This window comes from Terrimicrobium sacchariphilum (genome assembly GCF_001613545.1).
Taxonomy (GTDB): Bacteria; Verrucomicrobiota; Verrucomicrobiia; order Chthoniobacterales; family Terrimicrobiaceae; genus Terrimicrobium; species Terrimicrobium sacchariphilum.
Window position 1 is genome coordinate 3386593 of the sequence record NZ_BDCO01000002.1, and the last position, 22754, is coordinate 3409346.

Below are 22754 nucleotides of genomic sequence, written 5' to 3' on the forward strand. Positions count from 1 at the left end.
CAGTTCCTATTTATCCGACGTGTCCACGATCTGGATCGCTGCAAGCGGCGAACGAAAATCCCCACTTTTGTCGCCATTCCAGCCATGATTCACAGTCGTCAGATCAATGTCCCCCGCGAGACCATTGATGATGAGATAGGTGCCGCTGGCTTCTTCCGAAGGCTTCTCGCCATCCAGTTCCGTAGCCTGCTTCAGCCCGGTTTCTGACGGAGCCACGCAGATCGTGTGATTGATGTCATTCACCTTGTAGGTAGAGCGCGAGGGAACCTTCGGCTTTCCGGAAAAGTAAATATATAGATCGAAGGATTTGTACGGGATCCCCTTGAGCTTCACCGTGGCAGGTTTGCCTCCGGAACCGCCATCCAGATAGGTTTTGAGCAGGCGCTCGTCGACAGATTCATCACCGATGAACTTGCCCCAGGTATTGCCCGACGACCATTCCAGCGTCACCGGGATTTTCTTTCCCGCCGAGTCAGTCAGCTCAGTCACGCTGCCGGTAGGATTGGAGAGCGAGTTCCAGCGAATCTGCGGCACCGCACCCGCCGTCTCCTCGGGATAAAGTTCGCCGCGTTCCGAGCCAAACTTCAGACCGACTGAGTCGCCAGCCTGCAGAATTCCGGAAAATGCCACGATGGCGGCCAGGGGAAGAACATGCCGGATGCGCATAAACTACCCCTATACACATCGATATATAATTCAAGTATTTTAAGATCATCCGAAAATTTCCCAAGCCAGATATGACAGTGGTAATCCCGGGCAACCTTGCGACCACCGGCTCGCGTCACTTGCGAGCCATATGCTCACTCGCACAAGGCGATCGACTCGCCGCCTCGGATCGCGACGAGCTGGCCATCGACCTTCAGCCAGACTGTAAGGGCGCTCGGGTTGCTGGCGACCTTGCGATTTGCCGAGATGATGATGCGGCGACGAGCCTCCTCATAATCGAACAACTCGATATTCGTGCAGTACCACACGTCGGCGTGACCGGAGAGCGGCTTGAAGATTCGCTCCAGCCCCGCCCAGTCGTCCCGGTCATGAAACTCAAAGCCGTGCCCCCAGATGTAAAACACACCCGACCACCAAGGGTTGCCCAGCACGGCGGCGAAGCGGTCCGGCACCGAGGGATTCTCGGCGTACTGGTGCGCCGTGGTCGCCCAATCGAGAGGATCGGCGGGAGGGAAGCAGTTGGCATCGTTGCGACAGGTGCGCGAGTAAACAATACCCAGCCCGCGCAGCACCGCGATAACCCGATCATCATAGGTGCCAAAGGGATAAGCCATGCCGCGCACCGGATAGCCGACCAGGTCCTCCAGAGCGATCCGGTCATCCAGCACCTCCCGTGCGATTTGTGAAGCCTCGAGGCGCTCGAGCCAGGGATGAGTCACCGTATGAATCGCCACCTCGTGACCTTGAAACAGCTCGCGGATCTCCGACGCATCGAGATACACCCGTTCGCCCCGGCCTAGTGGCCCCTCCACCGCGGGCTTCCCCGTGCGCTGGAGTTTTCCGGAGTTGATATTGAAAGTCGCCTTCAACCCCCATTCATTGAACGCAGCGACTATCCGGCGATCAAAAGTCTGGCCATCATCAAAACTCGTCGTGAGGGCAATGCGCTTGCCCTCAGGAAATCTGGTTATCTCGACCCGTGCAGGAGGATTCATGGTAAGCGGCGATTCTCCAGCAAGCGCCCCTCGGGTCAACGGAATTCACCACCCGTTCAATAATGAAGATCCTCGCATCTCATGCATTGAGGCTTCCTGGAGAAGCATTGTCCATCCTGCCGCTTGTCTGCTAAGGGTTCGCTCGATCATGCAGCCCAGCACCTTGCCGATTCCGGAGGGTCTCGACATCATCCAGACTCCCCAGTCCGCCATCATTCGCCGCCCCTGGTTCTCCCACGTAGTGTGAATTCTCATCCCGTTCTGCATCTTCTGGAACGGCCTTCTGATTTTCATGTACTCGAGCATGTTGAAGCATGGGAGCGGCGCGTCCCTGCTGCCCATGCTCCTTTTTCGCTCTTTCATGTAGCGATAGGAGTGGGCCTCATGTACCTCGTGATCTGCACGTTCGTTAACAAGACCGACATCGTCCTCGAGTCCTCGTCTCTCACGGTGAAAACCCACCCGCTCCCGTGGCTGGGCAACAAATCTCTGCCAGCTTCCGCCATGACCCGCTTCCTCGTCCGCGAGCGTTTCACTCAGTCGGAGAATTCCACCCGCGTGTCCTACAGCATCTATTATGTCGACCAGACGAATCGCGAGCGGCGTCTTCTCACCGGACTGAAAACCCGCGAGCAGGCCGACTACATCGCCACATCGCTCACACGCTACTACCTGCCCGCGCAGGCAGCCTGAGTGAGAGTCCCTCAATCCGGCTCGCGTCCGGCGTAGCGCGACACCACCGCCAGCAACTCGGGCGGATCGACCGGCTTGGAAAGGAACATGTCAAAACCCGCCAGCATCGCCTTGCGCCGGTCCTCGGACCGGCTGAAAGCAGTCAGCGCGATGGCAGGAATGCGTTCAGCCACACGGTTGCCCGACTCCCGGATGGTCCGCACAAACTCGTAACCATCCATCTCCGGCATCGCGATATCGCTGATGAGCACGTGATACTTTGCCGAACCGAGCAGCGAAAGTGCCGTCGGCCCCGAATGCACCGCCGTCACCTCCGCTCCATACTGCGAGAGGATGCGGCTGACGACCTCGGCGGCATCGGGGTCGTCGTCCACGATCAGCACGTTTTTGCCCTTCAGGCTCGGGCCGTCCCAGGTCGTTCCATCCGGGAAGAAATCAGGAGCATGGCGCTCGTTGCGGGCGGAGCGCAGCTTCGTCATCACCGGAGGCAGGGGCAGCAGGACGCGGAACGTCGCGCCAAGACCCTCGCCCTCGCTTTCCGCGACGACGGAACCACCATGCAGCTCGACGAGGTTTTTCACGATGGCCAGACCGAGTCCCAATCCACCGTACCGCCGCGTGGTCGAGCTATCCTCCTGAGTGAATCTTTCAAAGACGCGGGGCAGGAACTCCGGCTTGATCCCCATGCCGGTATCCCGCACGGAAATCCGCGCATGATCCTGAAGGCAGTCGAGCATGACGTCGACACTTCCCTCCTTGGGGGTGAATTTGATGGCGTTCGTCAGCAGGTTCCAGATCACCTGCTGGAGCCGCGTCGGGTCCCCACGGATTTCCGGCACGTCGGGATCGATGGCCGTGGTGATGGTGATCTGCTTGAGATCGGCGGAAGGCGACACGGACTCGACCGCTGCTGAAATAACCTTCGCCAGATCGAGAATTTGCAGATCGAGCTTAACCCGCCCCATGAGGATGCGGTTCATGTCGAGCATGTCCTCGACCAGTTGGGTCAACGTGCGGGAATTGCGATAAATCACGTCCACGGCGCGCTCGATCGATTGGGCATCGTTCAAGCTGCCGCGCAGGATCTGCGACCAGCCGAGGATGGCGGTCAGCGGCGTGCGGAGTTCATGCGAGAGCGTGGTGAGGAAGTCGTTCTTGATCTGGTTGGCGCGTTCGGCCTCGGAGCGCAGGTGCTTCTCCCGCTCGAGCTGCTCCTCGCGCTCGCGCTCGTGCTGTTTGCGCTCCGAGATATTGCGCAGGATCGTCGAGGCTCCCGCGATACGCCCCGATCCATCGCGAATCGGAGAAATGGTCACCGAGACTTCAAGTAGCTCGCCTTCCTTGGTTCTCCGAATCGTCTCAAAATGGCTGACCTGCTCGCCCTGGCAGATCTTTGCTATGATCTCCTCCTCCTCGCCAATGCGATCCTCCGGGATAATCTTCTTGATCGTATCTCCCACCATCTCCCCCGCAGTGAAGCCCAGGATGCGTTCCGCCGCCGGGTTCCAGCTCGTCACGATGCTTTGCAGATTCTTTCCAATGATCGCGTCATCAGAGGAATTGACGATTGCGGCCAGATAAGCCGCCTGAATTTGCTGATCGCCGTAGTCGGGAATCATTATTCTCCTTGATATCTATGGCGCTTAACGGGCGGAATACAAGCCTGCGGCAGCCTCCTGGCGTCCTTCCAGCCATGAGCTCCCGGCGGCAATACCGGAGCCGTGCGCCATGAATTCCCTCTCCCTCAAGCGGAGCGCTCTCCGTCACCGTCGCTTTCCATCATGTCCTTGAACACCGCCAGATCGCGGGATAGCTGGCTTTCCGGCGACTCTCCGAGGATACCTGCGACCGTCGCACCTGCTCGCCCCGCGGGCGGGTGATACTGGAGCGTGACACGCAAGTGCGTGGATGCACCACCGTTGCGGGATTCAAAACGCACGGTCCCTGCGCTCTCCACCTCCGCCCCCGGCAGCGAACGCCATGCGATCATTTCGCCGGGATGTTCATTGATGATCTCGGCATCCCACTCGACCTTCGTGCCGCCCGGTCCCTCGACCACCCAGTGCGAGCCTTTCTCGCTCGTCTTCTCGACCGAGACGACATGGGGCATGAACTTCGGGAGATTCGAGAGCTTCTTCCAGAAATAGAACAGCTCGCCCGGCGGACGATTCACCTCGATCTCGCGCGTGACCTTGATCCCCTTGTTGCCCGGCACACCGTAGTCATTCATCCAACGGGTATCGACTCCCAACGCGTCATAAAGGTGACAATGCCCCGACGTACCGCGGTAAATCAGCAACCCGCCCACAAGGGCAAGCAGCGCACCCGGAAGCGAGCGTCGCCCGACACCGGCCACGACCAGCGCCGCTCCGCCTGCGATGGAGGCGAGACGTTCCGGCTTCCCGACATTGGCCGGGCATCTCTCGGGTTTGTGAAAAAGTTCCGTGAGTTGCGAGGAGAGACGGGAGAGCGCAGTCATTTCGGCAGGTATTCCGACGGGAATCGCACCTCGCATGGCGCGCGGGTGTGAGAAAAACGGAAATCTCCCGCGGAGGAGAAAAAGGAGGCGCACCGTCGTGTCCGCCCCCCCGGACTTTCACCGGCGGGGCTATCATCCCGTGGCTAATGTGCCGGAGCGGAAACGACGGTGCACCTCGTACAAAAAGGAGTGCCTTGCAGCAAGGCAGGCGGGCCGCTCGACCCGGGAAGGCTGGCAACCTATCACATGGCCCCGCCCATGGCAAGCGGCTTGTGAATTTCCCACTGCCCTGCGCTCCGCTCGATGGACTCTCCCGCTTCGAAATATCTAGAGATAGCCAAGCTCTTTCAGGGCGGCGGCCAGTCGCGTCAGCCGCTCACCGATCCGCTCGCCTTCCCTGGCGAGACAGTCGCGGAAGAGGGCTATGTCTTCATCAAGTTCTGGATTCTCGGTATCGACGGCGATCTCCATTTTTTCGCCCTGGAGGTCGATGCTTCCCACAGCGGGCGCTGCGGGATCGTAGAGTTTTTCAAACCGGTAGGCCTCGTTCATGTATTTCTGCGTTTTGCAGATGAGCAGGGTCAGATCGAGCACCCGATGGAGGGGCAGCTCCTCGGATTGACGGGACCATTTCTCACCTGTGTGCCTCCAGACCTTGGCGGAAATGTCGACTTTCCCCTTTTCATTCCACTGCGCGAGACCAAGCGAAAGACCCTGAGCATCAGTGTCTTTTGCGTACTGTCCGTCCAGGCGATCATAATCCTCCGCTACGAATACGGCTTTGTGCTTCAGGTGCGTCGGAATTTTCATGCCTTCAGTATTCAGTAATTTACTAATTTAGTAAACTACTAATTATTATCTCAGCCCCAAGGTTCCTTTTTCTGAGCTGGTCCAGCACCAGGTCCAGAGGCGACCCTTGGCCGCTTCGAGTCGCCTGACTCTGCTCTCAGGATGAGAGAAGGCCCAGCCAGACGTTTCCGCATTGCGGCGGTCCTCCCCCGTTTGCTACACCCTGCGGATGCGTCTCCTGATTACCGGCGGCTGCGGCTTTATCGGCAGCAACTTCGTTCGCTTCGTGCTGGATCATTACCAGCCCGAGTTTGTCACCAATGTGGACGCACTCACCTACGCGGGTAACCCGGACAATCTCGCCGGGGTCGCCGAGCAGTATAGCGACCGCTACGAGTTTCACCGCGCCGACATCGCCGACCGCGAGGCCGTGGAGGAGATCATGGCCCGGCACAAGTACTTCGCCGTCATCAACTTCGCTGCCGAGACGCACGTCGACCGCAGCATCTCGTCGCCCGGCAATTTCATTCACACCAACGTCGTCGGCACCGAGGTGCTCCTCGAAAGCGCCCGTCGCAATGGGGTGAAGCGCTTCGTCCAGATCTCGACCGACGAGGTCTACGGTTCGCTCGGCCCCGAGGGAGCCTTCACGGAACAGTCGCCCATCGACCCAAGCTCGCCCTACTCCGCCAGCAAGGCCGGGGCCGACCTGCTCGCCCTCGCAGCCTACAAGACCTTTGGCCAGGAGGTGGTCGTCACCCGCTGCTCGAATAACTACGGCCCCTACCAGTTCCCGGAGAAACTCATCCCGCTGATGATCACCAACGCCCTCGCGGACAAGAAGTTGCCCGTCTACGGCGATGGCCTGAACGTACGGGACTGGATCCACGTCGAGGACCATTGCCGCGCCGTCATGGCCGTGCTGCTCGATGGCACGCCGGGCGAGGTTTACAACGTCGGAGCCAGCGCCGAGATGCAGAACATTCAGGTCGTCGAGCTCATCCTCGAGGCCCTCGGCAAGCCCCACGAGCTCATCACTTACGTCGCCGACCGTCTCGGCCACGATCGCCGCTACGCCATCGACTCGTCGAAAATCCAGACCCAGCTCGGGTGGAAGCCCATTCACGCCCCCGAGGCCGGCCTGCGCGAGACCATCCAGTGGTACCTCGACAACCGCCCGTGGTGGGAAAAGCTCCTCGGCCACGCATGAGCCGCATCGCGATCCTCGGCGCCCGGGGTCGCATGGGCGCAGCCTTCGCCCGCCAGTGGGCGCAGCAGCATGACGTCACCGCCCTCGCCCGGCCCGAGCTCGACCTGAGCGATCTGGCCGCGCTGGAGCGGCTGGTGAAATCGCTGGACTACGACATCCTCGTCAACGCCGCCGCCTCGACCAATGTCGACCGCTGCGAGACCGAGCGCGACGAAGCGACCACGGTGAACGCCACCGCCGTCGGCCTCCTCGCCCGCCTCGCCGCCGAGCGGGACGCCCGCCTTATCCACATCAGCACCGATTACGTTTTTGACGGGGAAAAGGACACGCCCTACGTCGAGAGCGACGAGGCGCGGCCCCTCGGCCACTACGGCCAGACGAAGCTCGATGGCGAGCGCCTCGCCCTCGCCGCCTCGCCCCGCCATGTCGTCGCCCGCGTTTCCTGGGTCTTCGGGCCGGATAAGCCCAGTTTCGTCGACATGATCGTCGACCGGGCGCTGAAAAATCCCCGCGTCGAGGCCATCGCCGACAAGATTTCCAGCCCCACCTCCGCCGAGGACAGCGCGGAGTGGCTCGCAGCCTTCTTTGACCCCGCCACCCCCGGCGGGCTGTACCACGCCTGCAACTCCGGCCCCTGCACCTGGCAGGAGTACGGCCAGCATGCCCTTGATTGCGCCCTCCAGACCGGTGCGCCGATTCAGGCTCGCACCGTGGAACCCATTCCCCTAGCCTCCATGTCGGCATTCGTGGCTCCGCGGCCGCGGCAGACGGCCCTGCATACCGGCAAACTCACGTCGGTATTGGGTCGCCCGCCTCGTTCGTGGCAGGATGCGGTTGCCGATTTCATTCAACGAAAATTCCGCTAATGCACCGATTTTACCTTACACCGGATCAATGGAACGCCCCTGCGCCGCAGCTCGACCAGGGCGAATCTCACCACGCCGTCGACGTGCTGCGCCTCGGTGCGGGAGATCGCGTCGTCGTATTTGACGGCCTCGGCTCCGAAGCCACCGCGCAGATCGTCGCCCCCGAGGGCAAGACCATCAAGCTGCGCCTCCTGGCCAAGGCCAAGACCCAGCCGCTGCCCTGCGCCATCACGCTCGGCCAGGCCGTGCCCAAGGGCAAAAACATGGACTTCATCATCCAGAAGGCCGTGGAGCTCGGCGCCGCCCGCATCGCCCCGCTCTTCTCCGATCGCACGGTCGTGCAGCTCGACGCCGCCGACGCGGAAAAGAAGCGCACCAAGTGGCACGAGACCGCCATCGAGGCCTGCAAGCAGTGCGGCCAGAACCGCATCCCCGAGGTGCTCACCCCGCGCACGCCCAAGGCCTTCTTCGAATCCGGCGACAAGTACGACCTCATGCTCATCGCCTCGCTCCAGCCGGACGCGCGGCGAATCAAGGAAGTGCTCGCCGAGGTCAACAAGCCCGCCAACGTGCTCGTGCTCGTCGGCCCGGAGGGAGACTTCACCCCGGCGGAGATTTCCCTGGCCAAGAGCTTCGGCTGCCAGCCTATCACCCTCGGCCCCATCATCCTCCGCACCGAGACCGCCGCGCTCTACTGCCTGAGCGTCCTCGCGCACGAGTTGTTCTAAGGTTCTCAGAACCAAAGGGGGGGAGTGCTCCGGCGCTTCCCCCTTTTTTATTTCCCAGCCGGTCGCGGCTCGCCATAGGCAAACCCGGCCCCGGAGAAGGCAATATACACTTTGCCAAAGACATCCTTGTCGCCGTCCATCGCGTCGATCCAGTCAAAGATGCCCAATGGGTATTGGCCGATCCGGTCCCAGGTTTTCCCGCCATCCGTCGAGCGGTAAATCCCCGTCGCTCCCGCCGCCACGCCCGTCACATAGATCGTGGGATACCCGCCCTCGCTCTCCGGTTTCCCGAGGCCGACATTGAAGGCTTGCTCAATCCCCGGCAGCATCGCCCAGCTTTCCCCGCCATCCTCCGAGCGCCAGAGTCCGCCCACCGGCGGATTTCCCTGGCTGCCCTCGGCAAAGAGCAGATGCTCGGCGTGACCCGGTACGGATTTCAGGATGGAATTCACCCGCCCCATCGGCGGCGATTGCGCGGTCTTTGTGAACGTCGCGCCGCCATCCTCCGAGCGAAAGAACCCCTCGCGCGTGTGGTAGTAGTAAAAGCGATCCGCCGTCACGCGATCCGCGCAGAGCGGCTTCTGCGGGCCGAAGTACCCGCCCGTGCCGGACTCCTTTAGTCCGTCGCCGAGCCGCGCCTGCTGCCACGTCGCGCCGCGATCCTTCGTGAAATACGGCAGCACCTTTTGCACCGGAGCCCAGACCATGCGATCAGGACTCGTGGCGGAAATCGCAAGCGTCCCGTACTCCAGCCCGCTTGGTATCGCCTTTTCCTTCACCGCCGGGAAGAGCGTCCACGTGACGCCGCCATCGGTCGAGAATCCCGCCTCGTTCACATGAGGCTCGAAGCCGAGGTGATTGCGAAACACCGCCGCGATGAACTGCGGATCAGCCGGGCACCAGTCCAGCGACCACGCGCTCATGAAGTACGGCACTGCTCTCTTCGCCGTATACGCATCGGGTTCGTCGAAGCGAAACACGCCCACGTCCCACATCGCGCCGAGCGGCTTACCTCCGGGTGGGGCGATCACGTCATTGCCGCAGGTTTCCTCGATGCCCTCGCTAGCCGCCTGCCAGGCGATATTCGGCGTCGTGAGATCCCGCGCGTGCCACACGCCAAAGCCCTCCGCCAGCCACAGGTCGCCCGTCCCGTCAAAGGCGATCTCGCCCACGCTCAGCCAGTAATTCTCCTGCTTCCCGAGCCATTGGATCGTGGGGCTCTGGTATTGAAATCCATGCGCCGACCACGTCGCGCCCTGGTCCGTCGACGCAAAGAACTGGCCGCCGCTCACGATGAGCGCCAGCCGCTGCGCGTCCCTCGGATCGACCGCGATGCCGTAATACGCCTTGCTCCCGCCTTCCTTCGCCGTCGGAGTGATATCCGACCACGCGCCATCCGGCGACCGCTTCCACACCGCGCCCGCGCGACCGTCGGCATTGTCGTACACGACATAATACGCCCCATCCGGCCCGATCGACGCGTCGCGCACGTTGCCCGTCCCGGCTTGTTCCGCGCTCGCGACATTGGTCCACGTCGCCCCGCCATCCTCACTGCGGAAGACGCCCGCGCGGTTCGACGTGACATAAATCACCCGAGTCCGCTCCGCGCCATCATCCGTCTTCACCGTGCCGCCGGAGGGATCAAAGACGACGGTATTGACTCCATGCGGCTCCGTTCCTTTCGGAATCGCCTCGACCCGCTGCCACGTCGCCCCGGCATCGCTCGTGCGCCAGAGTCCGTCCGAGATCGAGCCAAAGAAAACCACCCGGCTGTCGCGCGGATCGACCGCCAACCGCTCGCCATCGAGCCGTCCCTCGCCATTCGGCTCCATGCCCGCGTGCTGGCTGGCAAAGTTCGTCGCAGCCCAGGTATCGCCGCGATTCGCGCTGCGATAAATCTGCCCGCGAAACGCCATGTACGCCACATCCGGCTCGCCCGGAGCTGCCACCAGGCTGTCCACCCCGCCGTGACATCCATAAGCCACCGCCTCCGCCGGCATGCTGGCATCGGTCACGATTTGCTTCCACGATGAACTCGTGGGTTCCCACCGGTAAGCTCCTGAAACATCCGTGCGCGCAAACACCGGCCCCGCCCCATCCGCCCGCACCTCGATCCCCGTCACCCACCCGCCGCCGCCGATTTTCAGCGGTTTCCAGTCGTACTTGAGATCATCTGCGCCAAGTCGGCCGGACAAAAAGACAAGGAGAAGGAGGACCTTTGCGAAGGAGGAAAAGAGGCGATTCATGGAGAGAGGACAGCGAACCCTGCTGCACCTCCACGGCACCAAACCACGCCGCCCGAGGCAAGAGGATTCCCCCCGGCGAGGGTTTCACGAGGACAGGCCGAGGTATCTCCGAAGAAACGCCAGCACCTCCGGCCGCAGGTCGCGCTGCTTTGGCTGAAGGTCGAAGGAATGCGGCGCATCGGGCACCTCGATATACTCGCACACAATCCCCTTCTCCTGGACGAGGCGGTAAAGATCCCGCGAAATGCCGATGGGAATCGTCCCATCCGCCGTGCCGTGGACAATGAGGATCGGCGGGGTGTGCTCCGAGAGGTGCGTCTTCGGCGAGGCGAGATCGAGATTGCGTGCGGTCTCCTCCGGCGTACCGCCGCGAAAGTGTTCGTGGCCAAACTGTCGCAGATCATGCGTACCGTAAAAGTCGACGATGCAGGCGATGGCATTGTCCTGGTCCCGGTAAAGTCCCGAGCCGTTGAGTTCGGCGACATCCGCCGTCGTGCCGAGCAGCAGCGCCAGATGACCACCCGCCGAGCCACCCATCACCCCGATACGGCGGGGATCGATCCGCCACTCGGCGGCGTGGGCCTTGAGATAGCGGAGGGCCGACTTGCAATCCTCCACGTTCTGCGGCCAGCCGAGCGCCACGGTGCGGGCCTTGCCGTCGGGAAGCTTCTCCACGCGATCGAGAAGGTAGTTGATCGAGAAGGCAGCGATGCCATTCTCCGCCAGGGTCCGGCAAAAGTTCTTTTCACGCGCATCGGCCTTGTCCCCGACCGCCCAGCCTCCGCCGTGAATCACCAGCACGGCCGGGCTATTCGCTGCCTCCCCCGCCGGGAGCCAGGCGTCCATTTTTTCCGCGCGATCCGGCCCCAGGTACGAAATATCGCGCTCGATGCGCACTTCAGAGCTTTGCAAGGAACTGCATGCGGCCCATATGGCGAATGGAGCCCAAGCCAGGAAAGGGAAACGGTTCATCGGCTAGCGACCAAAGTTCGTGACATACTCGGTAAGCATGGGATCAGTAGGTGACAAGAGCTGCACATGCCCGTCGAGGAAGAGCCCGTTGAACTTCCCGTCATGCCGCGCGTCCACCCAGTCAGTGATGCGAGGCCAGGAGGTCGCCCGGAAATAGGCAACCGTATCGCTGGCATCGTCCTGGTTGCTTTTGCCATCAATGAGCAGCAGCGTCGTCGCGGGGCGGCTGTTCCTCACCAACGGCACGGCGTCGGTCATGGAGAAACCTTCGGTATTTATCGCGTAGGTCCGCATCGGCTTGTGGCCGGGGAATGTCTTCACCGCCGCAGGACAGATGAAAAGTTTGTTCTTGCTGGCATTGCGGGCTTCATACGTCGGGTTTTCCATCAACCCCAGTCGGGTCCACCAGGAGGACGCTCCAGTCGGAGCAGGCAACACACCATTATTCTCCAGCGCATACCGCTGCAGGAGCTGAAAGAGATACTTCTGGTTGGCCACGCACCGGGTGACGTCTGCCTGGCCAAAGATACGAGGAGCGGCGGAAAGGATGACCGTCGCCAGGATCGCGACGATCGCGATGCTTCCGAGCAGCTCCAGCAAGGTGAATCCCGACTGCGATCCGCGTTTCATCGTCCGGCCTCCGTGATCACGATGCCCGCAACCGGGAGGTCCGCCTGCCCCGGCGAGGCTGCCAGCGTCCGGAGATGAGAGCCGGGCTGCTCGATGACATTTCCCTCCAGCGTCACTCCGGCGGGCGACTGCAGCCAGATGAGGGCCGAGGGATCGACCCCCTTGTCTTTCCCAAAATCGCTCGGGCGCGACATCGGGCGTACGAACCGGTTGTCCTTGATCAGGACACCCGAGGCTGCCGCCACGAGAATGTTGGGACCTGAGTTGTCCTCGAAGAGATTGTCCTCGACCACGATGTCGCGATGCCCGCCGGGCGCAGGCGTGTAGCCGTTCTCGCGATAGGCAAAGATCGTCAACGCACCAGGATGGCGTAGAGGCCCCGTCTTGCGGTTGGGCGATACGTCGCGAATCGTATTGCCGCGGATCACGACATTGCGGCAATAGTCCGACTCGCTCCACCACGTCATCTCCGGTAGCAACTCAATGGCCGCCCGCGCGGTACGCTCGATGAGATTCCCCTCGATCGTGCCATCGATTGACTTGGGCAGGATGCCTCGGGCGAAACAGTCGCGGATCGTGTTGCCACGGACGACAAAGCCCTTGCCGAGGGTATCCTGGTTCGAGGCGAGCCAGCCCTCCCCCGCAGCCACGGGCCGATCGAGCGTGTACTCGACAAAGAGGTTCTTCTCCATCTTCTGAAAGATCCGGTACATCGCATCGGGCCGGGTCGCAGGGACGAAGCCCGGCACAGGCCGCGCCTGCACCACCCGGGCCTCGCCGACGAACGCGCCCTGCCTGTCGTAAAAGCGATGCAGGTCGCCGGGATTGGCCCCGAGCGGATTGCTCGCCTCGGAGAACCTGCACACCACCATCCGCGTCCCATCGGCCTCGAGGACCAGCGAGTAGTTGCCATGGATCGCAATGGCGTCGTCATCCACTCCCTCAAACAAGCACCCCTCGATCACCGGGCCCTGCCGTACATCGCTACTGTGCAGGCCATCGGCATTGGTCGCGATCAGCGGAGCATCCATGGCTCCAGAAGGTTTCAGGCAATACGTCACCTTGCAATCGCGGTAGACATTCCCACCGTCGCCGCCCATCTCGTGCAGGGCCATTCCCGCCCCTCCCTGGATGGTCACGCCGAGGATCTTCATGCCCGCACAGCGGGAGAGGCGGATGTCGTCGAGCACCGCCCCTCGCCAGGCAAGCCGGTCTCCCGGCTGAATGCGCGGCACGGTCGTCGCGATCTCGCGGGTGTCGATCCGCACGAGGTCCGGCTCGATGTGCTTCATCACATAGGGCGTGGGAGCGCGAAGCTGCGTCTTCCACCGCCCCGTGTCCTTTTCAAACACATTGCTCCAGAAATGGGGGAAAAAGCGCACGTCGTCGATGTCGAGCGGATACCCCGCATCGATCCGCACATCGACATAGCCGCCCGCCGGGTCGATGGCCTCGATGCGCCCCTGGGAAAAACCCGGCGTCTCCCGGCGCAACGTCGCTCCGCGCAAGGTCACGTTGCGGCAGTTCCGGAAAATAATGGCGTGCTGCCCGCGCTCCGCGAAGATCAGCACCGCTCCGGTCGCGTCGATCTCGAGGTCCTTCAACCCGATCAACTCCCAATGGCAACCCTCCTTCCCCTCCGCTACAGGACCACCCGGGATGCGGTAAACGCCTGGCGGGATCACATACCTCGCCTGCCCCTCACCCGCCGCCTTGACGATCTCGCCCAGGATCGCAGACCCATCGCGTGTCACCATCTCCGACTGGCTCGGCGATGGTTCCCTTGCGCTCAGGAGCAAGCGTGGAACGGAGAACCCGGCCACCACCAAAAGGCCGAGAAGGAACAACCAGCCAACAATGCGTTTCATGACAGAGAGGAAGGATAAGCTTATACTAATGAGCCGACCCCGTATCCTCCGCAGGCTTCATGGTAATCGTCCCCAGCGTGAAACCAAACTGCGAGGGCGTCGCAGGTTTGTTATCCGAAAAGCCATAGTGAAGGTATCCGCCCAGCGTCTCCGCCCGGGAGCGGAAATTCAGATTCCGCAGCACCGCCGTGCGCAATCCGTCGGTCAGTTCCACCTCCCACTTGCGCTGCCCGGGAAATGCCGTCACCCGGACTGTATAAACAATTCCCTCGCGCACCGGGATTCCCAGAGGCATCTCGCCAGCCTCCCGGTCATCGCCCTGGCCGTCAAAGGCCGTCCAGAAACCGCCGATTGCCGAGATCAGCCACGTAACGTTGGCACCCGTCCCGACCTGTGCCGCGCTGGCATCAAAGATCGCGTACCGCAGATCCGGTGAAAACCTGTCGAGGCGGACGGCGAAGCTGTATTGCACCGGCCCCTCCAGGGCGAGTTCGTCGCCGCCGTATTGACGGGACAGCGAGGCGTTGCATGCCTGAGCGCTTTCACTTTCTCCTTCCACCCGAAGACTCCCGCTGCCCGAGGGTTCCAGAGGCCCGGGCACGGCCGACACCGAGGTAAAGCGGCACGCCAGGGTCTTCTCCGTCCAGGGTCCCTCCCATCCCCCACCGGCCTTGCCGGGAAAGCCATTGGAGAAATCCTCACGGATCTCACCCATGGCGGAGTGAACCAGCATCAGACAGGCGACGCCGAGCCATCCTGCAAAAACAGTGCGGACTTTCATAGGGGGAGATCCGGGATGCGATTATTTCCGACGGCGCATCAAAAGGATAGCCGCACCGCCGAGTCCCAGCAGCGTCACCATTCCCGGCTCCGGCACCTGCGTGATGGAGATGCCATCGATCGAGGAGGCGAGGCTTGTCGGAGAGGAGGGATCGCTATCCACCGTGCTGAACGTCAGGTAGCCCCCGAGTGAAGCAGCACTGGACCGGAAAGTCGTCGTGCTGCTCGTATAGAGCACCGTACCCGAGGTGTTAGCGATTGAAACGGTAAAGGTCTTGGCTGTCGGATCGGCCAGGATGGAAAAGGCGTACGTCGTGCCCGCCGTCGCTGTCAGCCCGGTGCTGATTTCCGATCCTCCGCCAGCCCCGTTGCCACTGTAGAGATACCAGGTCGATCCATTCAGCGCGACCTCCCACGTCATGTTGGCCCCGGTCGCGGGCTGGGAGGTCGGAGCGTCAAAGATCGTATAGCGCGTCTGGCTGGAGATGACGTCGGCCCGGAAAAGAAACTCAAACTTCACCTGCTGCGTCAGGCTGATGCCCGAGGAATACTGGCGATTCACGGAGGCCTGCGAGTTGGAAACCGACCCCGGCGACGAAGCCGTGATGGACAGGTAGTTGCCCGAGCCAGTCTTCAGCGGCGATGTGTTCGTGACGGTGGCCGCGTAGGTGATGTTGCTCGTCGGGTTGTTCCAGGCTCCCGTCCAGCCTCCACCTGCCTTACCCGCGTAACCGTCGACAGCCGACGTCGTATTTCCGTCAGTAAAGTCTGCAATGACCGCAGCCGATCCGGTGCCGAGAGACCCGGCCCAGACTACTGCCGCAAGAAGAGGGAGGAATATTTTCATGGTAAGCGTGGAATTGAACGAGGCCATCCTCATCCGCGCCCATGAAATTATCAACAATAAAATGAAAGAACATGAAATAACTACACGGATGCCACCGTATCCCCATGCCGGATACGGCCCTCGCGGCTTTGAATGATGCGGGCACTGGAAGGCTCCGCAATCCGCTGGAGGCATACCCGCAGCGCCGCCCTGCCCAGCTCGATCGAGCAGGGATCGTAGCTGGTGAGGATTTTGCCATCCGGCAGCGTCATGACCGAGGCATCGTACCCCGTAATGCTGAAATCCTCGGGCACCCGAAACCCGTACCCGGCACAAAACAGCGCCACCTCCCTGGCGACATTGTCCGTCGCGCAAAGAAGCGCGGTGACCCCGTCCTTCTTCAACTGATTGGCCGTGGTGAGGAAGGCATCCTCCGAGGCCAGCAGCTGGTTGTAGGTCAATACAGGCTGCTCTGCCGGGGAAATGCCCGCATCGATGCAGCCCTGGAGGAATCCGGAAAATCGATCCCGGAAAAACGAGGCCGGATAATGCTCCTCGACCCATGCCATTTTCCGATGCCCGCGAGCCGCCAGAGTGGCCACCAGATCACTGATGCCACGCGCATTAAAGGACTCCGCCAGGTCGACCCTCGTGCCAGGGTATTCCCACTGAAGGCTCACGACGGGCAGGTGAGCCGCCAGCGCAGCGATGTCCAAGGGCGCATGCCGCCCCTGGCTGATGATGATGTCGATCTCCCCGTCTCGCACCGCCTGCGGGAGATTCATCGGGTCGGAGAGCTTGCCCGCCCGCTTGTCCGTGATCTGCTCCACCGTGAGCTGGCAGCCGGTATTGTCCACCTCCGCCGTGATGCCCTGCAGGTGCGAAAGCAACACCTCATTCGGAGGATAAGGCGTCAGGCTGGCGACGAGCAAGAGGATGCGCACCTGCTCGGTCTGGTTGCGCCCCCGTCGCGAACGCCCCTGGTACCCCAGCCGAGCGGCCACCGCTGCGATGCGAGCCCTGGTCTGTGGATGAACCAGACGATCATTCTTCAAGGCTCGGGAGACCGTAGGCGCTGACACACCTGCCTCCCTGGCGATCATTTCGACAGTGACTTTCATGGTTGGAAAATAGGGACACGCGCCTTATGCGCGCAAATCCCCTCCAATAACATGAAAAAACCTGAAAGCAATGAAGGCCTACCCGAAACGCCAGCTCCGCACCCCGCGCTTCCGGATCATCCGAACTCTGGAAGCGAGGACGCTTTCCTCTCCGAGATCGTCCTACCGCAGGATGAAACTCCTTCAAAGACGAGCCTGCGGCTTCAAAAACCTCCCCAACTACCGCTTACGCGTCATCGCCCAATGCGACTAACAAAACCTCAACAAATGACCTCATCCCCATTTTTTGGCGGAGAGCCCATTTCCCAAGATTAAAAAAATCGGGGCGACTGGATTCGAATCCCCGCCCGCATCGCTACGCGAAGCGTTGCGGGCGGGTGCGACCTCACGCAAGGCGTCGCTTCAGGTACGCGCGGCCAAACCCGGTTTTCAACTGCCTTTCCCTTTGCGCAGCTCCTGATTCACTGAGGCAGGCTTCGTAGTAAACCAGTTCAACCGGAAGGCGACTGGACGTTGTCCTGACCTGCCCTCCTTCATGCTCTTTCAGGCGTCTTCTTAAATCGGACGTCGAACCCACGTACAAATCTCCATCCGAACAACGCAGCACGTAGGTAAAATACATTTCCCAAGATTGAAAAATCGGGGCGACTGGATTCGAACCCCTGCCCGCATCGCTACGCGAAGCGTTGCAGGCGGGTGCGACCTCACGCAGGGCGTCGCTTCAGGTAAAAATACATTTCTGAAAGTTAAAAAATCGGGGCGACAGGATTCGAACCTGCGACCTCGTGGTCCCAAACCACGCGCTCTACCAAGCTAAGCTACGCCCCGTAACTGCTGAACCGCCCATACTGTGCATCCCCTCCCCCTCCCCGCAAGCAGATAAACCAGCCGTTTTTCCCCCGCCCCGGCGGGAAATCCCGTTGCCGAAAGGCGGTTCCCCGGCGAAATTCCCGCCATGCTCGCGCTCCTGCTCGTCGCCGCCTCGCTGCTTCCGCTTCCCTCCGGGCTTATCGACAAGGCCTTCCATGGCCGCTCGGGGGCCTACGTGCAGATCGACGTGCAAACCGGGGCGCGGTACGAATCCGACGCGAGGGCCAGCGCGGTCAAGGTCGCCCCGTGCTCGACCTTCAAGATCTGGAACTCCGCCATCGGCCTCCAGCTCGGCCTGGTCGCCAGCCCCGATGCGCCCTTTTGGAAATGGGACGGCGTGAAGCGCGATGTCGCGCCGGGCTGGAACCAGGACCAGACGCTGCGCTCGGCCTTTGCCGTCTCCTGCGTGCCCGCCTACCAGGCCCTCGCCCGCCAGATCGGCAAGGTCCGCATGCAGGAGTGGCTCGACCGCCTCGGCTACGGCGACCGCGACATTTCCTCAGGCGTCGACGTCTTCTGGCTCCCCGCCCCGAATCGCAAGACCATCCTCCTCTCTGCCGTTGAGCAGGCCGAACTCACCGCCCGCCTTGCCAGGGGCGACGTGCCCTTTTCCACCCGCACCCAGGCCGAGCTGAAGGAGGTCATGAAAGTCCAGTCCACCGCCAAAGGCACGCTCTACGGCAAGACGGGCACCGGCACGGATCGCGGCACGCGCATCGGCTGGTTCGTCGGCTACGTGGTGAGCGGCGGAAAGACCAACGCCTTTGCCTGCCGCCTCGAGGGCGATGGTGTGATGGGCACTGATGCCCGCAAAGCCGTGGAGTCGATCCTCGCCGGGCAGGGTCTGCTGTAGCCGCGCAGACTCGGATTGCGACAAGGAGCGCCTACGGTTTGCTCCGAGGAGCGTCGGCGGGTTTGAACGCCTCGCTCACGGACCAGGAATCTTTCCAGGAAATGGTGGGCTTGCCGTCCTGAAACTCCACGGGCAGCCAGATGTAGCGCCCGTCGATGGCGTTGCCGGGGTTCCAGCGGTCGGCCAGGAAGATCACGCCGCCATCCGTTCCCTGGACGGGGAGGAGAAAGGTGCTCTGCGAGCGAAAGGTGGTTTTGTTTTCCTCCTCGGTTCCTCGGCAGGGATTTCCCAACTCCGTCCACGGCCCCATCATGCTGTCAGCCACCGCGGAGCGTGCCGCATTGGGGTCCCAGCCGCTGCAGCCGGAGCTGATGAGGTAATATTTGCCCTCATGCTTTACCACGGCGGGAGCTTCATTGTACTTGTCCGGGAAAATCCGCACATACTCGCCAGCCGGGCGCAAATAGTCCTCGGTGAGCTTTGAGATGTGCAGCGTGCGGTTTTCCTCCGAGGAGAAGATGTGGTAGGCCGTCCCGTCCTCATCGACAAAGAGCGTCATATCGCGAGCCATCTGGCCTCCATCGAGATCCCGTTTCAGGATAAGCTCGGCGGGAAACCATCCCTTCACCTTCCCCGCCAGCTTGTCGTTCTCCTCTGCGGTCAGTTCCCCGCGTTGGGAGACGCCGAAGTTTTGGGGCCATATGCCAGCATTGGGGCGAAAGCTTTCCACAAACTGATAGGGTCCCGTGACCTTGTCCGCCACGGCCACGCCGCTGCGGGCATCGGAGTACCCCTTGTCCTTGCGCTCGAGGTGGAACCACATGACAAATTTGCCGGTCTTCGGGTTGTAGATCACCTTGGGGCGCTCGAGGATGCAGCCCCGGGCGATGTCGTTCGCAGGGTCGTTGGATACGGCAAGGGCGATTCCTTCATCCTTCCAGTTGTGGAGATCGGCGGAGGAGTAGCAATGCACGCCCACCTCGGCCACGTTCCCGCCTGGTCCTGCGATCTTGTGCTCGCCGAACCAATAGTAACGCCCATCGTGAAAAAGGATGCCACCGCCGTGTGCATTGATCGGCACCCCTCTGTCGTCCAGCCACACCGCTCCCGGACGGATAGGCCGATCTTTCGTCTCAGGCGGCGCGGATTCCGCATGGAGCGTCAGCAGGGAAGCGGTGAGAGCGAGGCTGCCTAGGAGGGCGTGGCCGTGCCTGAGCAGTGTGCCAGAGGGATGATTCATAATAGGTTTTTGGCGAAGAGAGCGGAAAGAGACCCGAGCGGCTTTCACGAGGAAGATCACAGGGGTGTTATTTGTCTGACTCGACGATTTGGATCGCACTGATGGGCGAGCGGAAATCCCCGCTGGAGTCGTATTGCCAACCCTTGTTGTCGGTGACGATCTCGAAGTTCCCGACCTGATCCTTGAGCTCCAGATACGTACCGCGCTTCTCCGCGTCGACCTCGCGATCGTACACAGGTTGAGCCTCAAGGAGTCCGTCCTTGGGCGAGCCGGGGATGATCATGATCTCCACACCGTTCACCGTGTAGGTGGAAACTGTCCGGGCCTTGTCTCCCTCGGTAAAGTACACATAGGCCGTGTAGCGCTGATAGGGGATGCCGCTGATGGTGACAGTGGCCGGATGACCACCCGACCCTCCATCGAGATACCCCTTCAGCAGACGCACGATGGCAGCCGCCTGGGGCGCGGGTTTGCCGACCACCAGCGGGGAACTCCACTCCACCTTTGCCGTGGTTTTGTTGCCCTGGGCATCCGTCAGACCTTCCTGGCTGCCCGTCGCACCGGAAAGATTGCACCAGTTTTGCTGCGCCACCACGCCACAGGATTCGTCGGGCGAGAGCTGATTGACCTCACCTCCAAATTTCAGGCCGATCGAGGAACCAGCGAAGACAGCAACTGGAGAAAACGACACCCATAGCGCCACGCCGATAAGGCCGGTGAGGTAAAAGGGGTTCATGGGTTTGTGTGTCGCACGCGGCTTGTTGACGAAACCCGGGAAGGCTGCATTTCGCTTCCGAGGCTCCCTCTCCACCGAATGATTGACGATATTATATCGATTTAAATTATGTCAAATACGGAAAAACGCAGGCCAACAGAAAGGCGTGGACTGCGCTGAATTTCGCATTCACCAATCATTACGACGCATTCATGCCACGATCCCGGCGAGCGGGCGGACCGGTGAGGGAGCGCACACCGGAAATCCCGCCGGGTGATGGAGGGGAAGCCTGTATGCGCGCCTGCCTGGAGAGAAGCGTCTAGTACGCGCGGACCTCGAAGACCCGAGCCTCCGGCACGCCGTGTGTGGCGAGCACCTCTACGCGGAGGGTGGAGCCACGGCGCGGGGAGTCGAGACGATGCACTCGCTTGCGGAGGTAGTTTGCCTCCTCGCTGACGACGACCTCGCCATCGAGATAAACGCGGTAGGCTTTCACCAGCTCGGGCTGCGCGCCGCGCAGGCTCTTGGCTGTGTGATGGTCACTGAGGGAGAGGATGAGCTCGCGCTGGAAACCGGAGTCAAACGTGATGTGAATCTCGCTGACCTCGACGGCCTCGGGAAAGGTGAGGTCGAGCGTAGCCGGCAGTGCGGCGGATTCCCAGCGGTGTGCCTTCCCGTCAGCCCAGGGGCCGAGGTGTTCCGGCAGCTCGCGGGTGATGCCGTCGAGGACGAGAGCTGCTTCGCAGCCCGGCTTCTCGGTCGAGGCCGAGACGGTCGCTCGCTTCGCGAGGTCCGCCGGATCGTTACCAGGGATCGAGGGCAGGTAGGCGTCATCCTTGATGAGTTGCTGCTGGAGCTTGCGTATGCCCTCGCCCTCGGTGAGTTGGTCGAGCGAGACGCCGTCGCGGAGGGCGAGGGCGGCGGCGGTGCCGATGGCCTGCCCCATCACGGCGCAGGTCGCCATCACGCGGGTGCTGGCAAAGGCCACATGGCTCGCGCTCATATTGCGCCCCGCGAAGAGGAGATTGCCGATATTGCGAGAGTAGAGCGAGCGCAATGGGATGGTGTAGATGTGCTTGCCGTGGGTCGGAGTGAAGGGTGGCTCGTCCACGGCGTCGACGCCGGAGGGCGGATGCAGATCGATAGCCCAGCCGCCATAAGCCACGGCATCGGGAAAGATGCGGCCCGAGAGCACATCACCCTGCAGGAGCACGTGCCGGCCCAGAAGGCGACGGCTTTCGCGCTTGCCCGGGATCGCGCCGACCCAGTCGAGCGCCCAGTTGGCGGCCTCGGGATGATGTCCGGAGTTTTTCACGTAATCCCAGATGCCGAGCGCGATACGGAGCAGTTCGTGGCGGATGACTTCGTTGTCCTTGATCGTGTCGAGCTGGCCGCCCCACTCGAACCACCAGTAGCCATACTCAAAACTGTGGATTGGGCGGTGATGGAGCTGATCCTTCGTGAACTTGCGCACCCAGTGGGGTGCGATAAAGGGTTGCGGCGTCGGATACTCGCGACCCGTAATGAGGATCGAGCTCCCGAGCGTCTGCTTGTCGGCCTCGACGGGAGCGAGGCTCTCGCCGTACTCGGCCTGGCTCTCGCGGCCCATGCGCAGATCGGCCCCAGCCTCAAAGCCCAGGCGGGAATCTCCCGAGCAGTCGGCAAAGTACCGGCCTGTGATCTCAAAGATCTCCTCAGTGGAATTGCGCAGCACGGTGACCGAGGCGATCCCGTCACCATCCGCCGTCATCTGGCAGCCGATACAGTCTGAATCCAGCATGAGGGTGATCGCCTTTTCATCGACCACCTTTTCGTAAAGCAGCAGGTCCCACTGCGAGTAGCTGCGGTGGGGATTGCGGTACGCGTCCTCAAGCTTCAGTTCCTCAATGAGTCCCGCCTCCCGTGCACCCGGGCGGCCACCGTGGCAATCCGCTCCCACGATGTGCATCCGGATCTCACTCGACGCATTGCCGCCAAGAACGGAGCGATCCTGCACGAGAATAACCGAGAGGCCGTTGCGAGCCGCCGCGAGTGCGGCGCATACGCCCGCCATGCCGCCACCGACGACGACAAAATCGGCATCGAGCGACTTTTTGACAAACCGGGACGCGCTGGTCCACGCGTCCGCCTGATCGGAGGAAAGAGACATCATGCGAGGATTTATGATCACCCTCTTCGACGACTCAAGGAGTGAGAAGTGTAACAGT

At 61.8% G+C, this 22754-nt stretch carries 21 protein-coding genes and 1 tRNA gene; 5 read left to right on the top strand and 17 right to left on the bottom strand.

The annotated features are described in order from the left end of the window. Positions 1 to 6 precede the first annotated feature (6 nt). A complete protein-coding gene (locus TSACC_RS15890; RefSeq protein WP_075080205.1) occupies positions 7 to 666 on the bottom strand; it encodes a hypothetical protein in 660 nt (219 codons plus the stop codon). Positions 667 to 800: 134 nt separating this feature from the next. Further along, complete coding sequence (locus TSACC_RS15895; RefSeq protein WP_075080206.1) at positions 801 to 1661, bottom strand: polysaccharide deacetylase family protein; 861 nt, start codon at positions 1659 to 1661, stop codon at positions 801 to 803. A gap of 384 nt (positions 1662 to 2045) precedes the next feature. On the opposite strand from TSACC_RS15895, the gene TSACC_RS15905 reads away from it, so the two are divergent. Next, positions 2046 to 2354, top strand: a complete 309-nt coding sequence (locus TSACC_RS15905) for a hypothetical protein (protein WP_075080208.1) — start codon at positions 2046 to 2048, stop codon at positions 2352 to 2354. A gap of 11 nt (positions 2355 to 2365) precedes the next feature. On the opposite strand, the gene TSACC_RS15910 is transcribed toward TSACC_RS15905, so the two are convergent. The 3 genes from TSACC_RS15910 to TSACC_RS15920 all read right to left on the bottom strand — a co-directional run bounded on the left by TSACC_RS15910 (position 2366) and on the right by TSACC_RS15920 (position 5643). Continuing rightward, positions 2366 to 3973: a hybrid sensor histidine kinase/response regulator gene (locus tag TSACC_RS15910; protein WP_075080209.1), complete on the bottom strand. Its 1608-nt coding sequence runs from the start codon at positions 3971 to 3973 to the stop codon at positions 2366 to 2368. Positions 3974 to 4098: 125 nt separating this feature from the next. Beyond that, on the bottom strand, positions 4099 to 4833 hold the full coding sequence (locus TSACC_RS15915) for an SRPBCC family protein (RefSeq protein WP_075080210.1): 735 nt from the start codon (positions 4831 to 4833) through the stop codon (positions 4099 to 4101). 327 nt (positions 4834 to 5160) lie between these two features. Then, positions 5161 to 5643: a DUF6530 family protein gene (locus tag TSACC_RS15920; protein WP_075080211.1), complete on the bottom strand. Its 483-nt coding sequence runs from the start codon at positions 5641 to 5643 to the stop codon at positions 5161 to 5163. 208 nt (positions 5644 to 5851) lie between these two features. Here TSACC_RS15920 and rfbB point away from each other — a divergent pair, with 208 nt between their 5' ends. The 3 genes from rfbB to TSACC_RS15935 are packed head-to-tail and all read left to right on the top strand — an operon-like array spanning position 5852 to position 8426. Then, positions 5852 to 6832, top strand: a complete 981-nt coding sequence (rfbB, locus tag TSACC_RS15925) for a dTDP-glucose 4,6-dehydratase (RefSeq protein ID WP_075080212.1) — start codon at positions 5852 to 5854, stop codon at positions 6830 to 6832. After that, positions 6829 to 7698: a dTDP-4-dehydrorhamnose reductase gene (gene rfbD / locus TSACC_RS15930; RefSeq protein ID WP_075080213.1), complete on the top strand. Its 870-nt coding sequence runs from the start codon at positions 6829 to 6831 to the stop codon at positions 7696 to 7698. Before rfbB ends, rfbD begins: the two co-directional genes overlap by 4 nt. Then, positions 7698 to 8426 carry a 16S rRNA (uracil(1498)-N(3))-methyltransferase gene (locus tag TSACC_RS15935; RefSeq protein WP_075080214.1) on the top strand — a complete coding sequence of 243 codons (729 nt, stop codon included), beginning with the start codon at positions 7698 to 7700 and terminating at the stop codon, positions 8424 to 8426. The genes rfbD and TSACC_RS15935 overlap by 1 nt, the downstream gene beginning before the upstream one ends. A 47-nt stretch (positions 8427 to 8473) precedes the next feature. On the opposite strand, the gene TSACC_RS15940 is transcribed toward TSACC_RS15935, so the two are convergent. The 9 genes from TSACC_RS15940 to TSACC_RS15985 form a co-directional block, all read right to left on the bottom strand. Next, positions 8474 to 10672 carry a WD40/YVTN/BNR-like repeat-containing protein gene (locus tag TSACC_RS15940; protein WP_075080215.1) on the bottom strand — a complete coding sequence of 733 codons (2199 nt, stop codon included), beginning with the start codon at positions 10670 to 10672 and terminating at the stop codon, positions 8474 to 8476. A gap of 84 nt (positions 10673 to 10756) precedes the next feature. Further along, positions 10757 to 11644 carry an alpha/beta hydrolase gene (locus tag TSACC_RS15945; protein ID WP_075080216.1) on the bottom strand — a complete coding sequence of 296 codons (888 nt, stop codon included), beginning with the start codon at positions 11642 to 11644 and terminating at the stop codon, positions 10757 to 10759. Positions 11645 to 11647: 3 nt separating this feature from the next. After that, positions 11648 to 12274, bottom strand: a complete 627-nt coding sequence (locus TSACC_RS15950; protein WP_075080217.1) for a prepilin-type N-terminal cleavage/methylation domain-containing protein — start codon at positions 12272 to 12274, stop codon at positions 11648 to 11650. Continuing rightward, positions 12271 to 14142: a right-handed parallel beta-helix repeat-containing protein gene (locus TSACC_RS15955; RefSeq protein ID WP_153811477.1), complete on the bottom strand. Its 1872-nt coding sequence runs from the start codon at positions 14140 to 14142 to the stop codon at positions 12271 to 12273. Before TSACC_RS15955 ends, TSACC_RS15950 begins: the two co-directional genes overlap by 4 nt. Before the next feature lie 25 nt (positions 14143 to 14167). After that, positions 14168 to 14923: a hypothetical protein gene (locus TSACC_RS15960; protein WP_075080219.1), complete on the bottom strand. Its 756-nt coding sequence runs from the start codon at positions 14921 to 14923 to the stop codon at positions 14168 to 14170. 21 nt (positions 14924 to 14944) lie between these two features. Next, on the bottom strand, positions 14945 to 15769 hold the full coding sequence (locus tag TSACC_RS15965) for a PEP-CTERM sorting domain-containing protein (RefSeq protein WP_169809674.1): 825 nt from the start codon (positions 15767 to 15769) through the stop codon (positions 14945 to 14947). Between the two features lie 80 nt (positions 15770 to 15849). Next, a complete protein-coding gene (locus tag TSACC_RS15970; RefSeq protein ID WP_075080221.1) occupies positions 15850 to 16869 on the bottom strand; it encodes a LacI family DNA-binding transcriptional regulator in 1020 nt (339 codons plus the stop codon). A gap of 385 nt (positions 16870 to 17254) precedes the next feature. After that, complete coding sequence (locus TSACC_RS22780; RefSeq protein WP_075080223.1) at positions 17255 to 17491, bottom strand: GIY-YIG nuclease family protein; 237 nt, start codon at positions 17489 to 17491, stop codon at positions 17255 to 17257. 132 nt (positions 17492 to 17623) lie between these two features. Next, a tRNA-Pro gene (locus TSACC_RS15985) sits at positions 17624 to 17697 on the bottom strand. A 127-nt stretch (positions 17698 to 17824) separates the two neighbouring features. Between TSACC_RS15985 and TSACC_RS15990 the strand changes: the two genes are divergently transcribed. After that, positions 17825 to 18592, top strand: coding sequence for a penicillin-binding transpeptidase domain-containing protein (locus tag TSACC_RS15990; RefSeq protein WP_075080224.1), 768 nt, complete (start codon positions 17825 to 17827; stop codon positions 18590 to 18592). Positions 18593 to 18623: 31 nt separating this feature from the next. Here TSACC_RS15990 and TSACC_RS15995 read toward each other — a convergent pair whose 3' ends face one another. The 3 genes from TSACC_RS15995 to TSACC_RS16005 all read right to left on the bottom strand — a co-directional run bounded on the left by TSACC_RS15995 (position 18624) and on the right by TSACC_RS16005 (position 22699). After that, positions 18624 to 19832 (bottom strand): glycoside hydrolase family 43 protein, encoded by a 1209-nt coding sequence (locus TSACC_RS15995; RefSeq protein ID WP_075080225.1) that lies wholly within the window; start codon positions 19830 to 19832, stop codon positions 18624 to 18626. A 67-nt stretch (positions 19833 to 19899) separates the two neighbouring features. Further along, positions 19900 to 20568: a hypothetical protein gene (locus tag TSACC_RS16000; RefSeq protein WP_075080226.1), complete on the bottom strand. Its 669-nt coding sequence runs from the start codon at positions 20566 to 20568 to the stop codon at positions 19900 to 19902. 298 nt (positions 20569 to 20866) lie between these two features. Then, complete coding sequence (locus tag TSACC_RS16005) at positions 20867 to 22699, bottom strand: FAD-dependent oxidoreductase (RefSeq protein ID WP_202815983.1); 1833 nt, start codon at positions 22697 to 22699, stop codon at positions 20867 to 20869. Between the last annotated feature and the right edge of the window lie 55 nt (positions 22700 to 22754).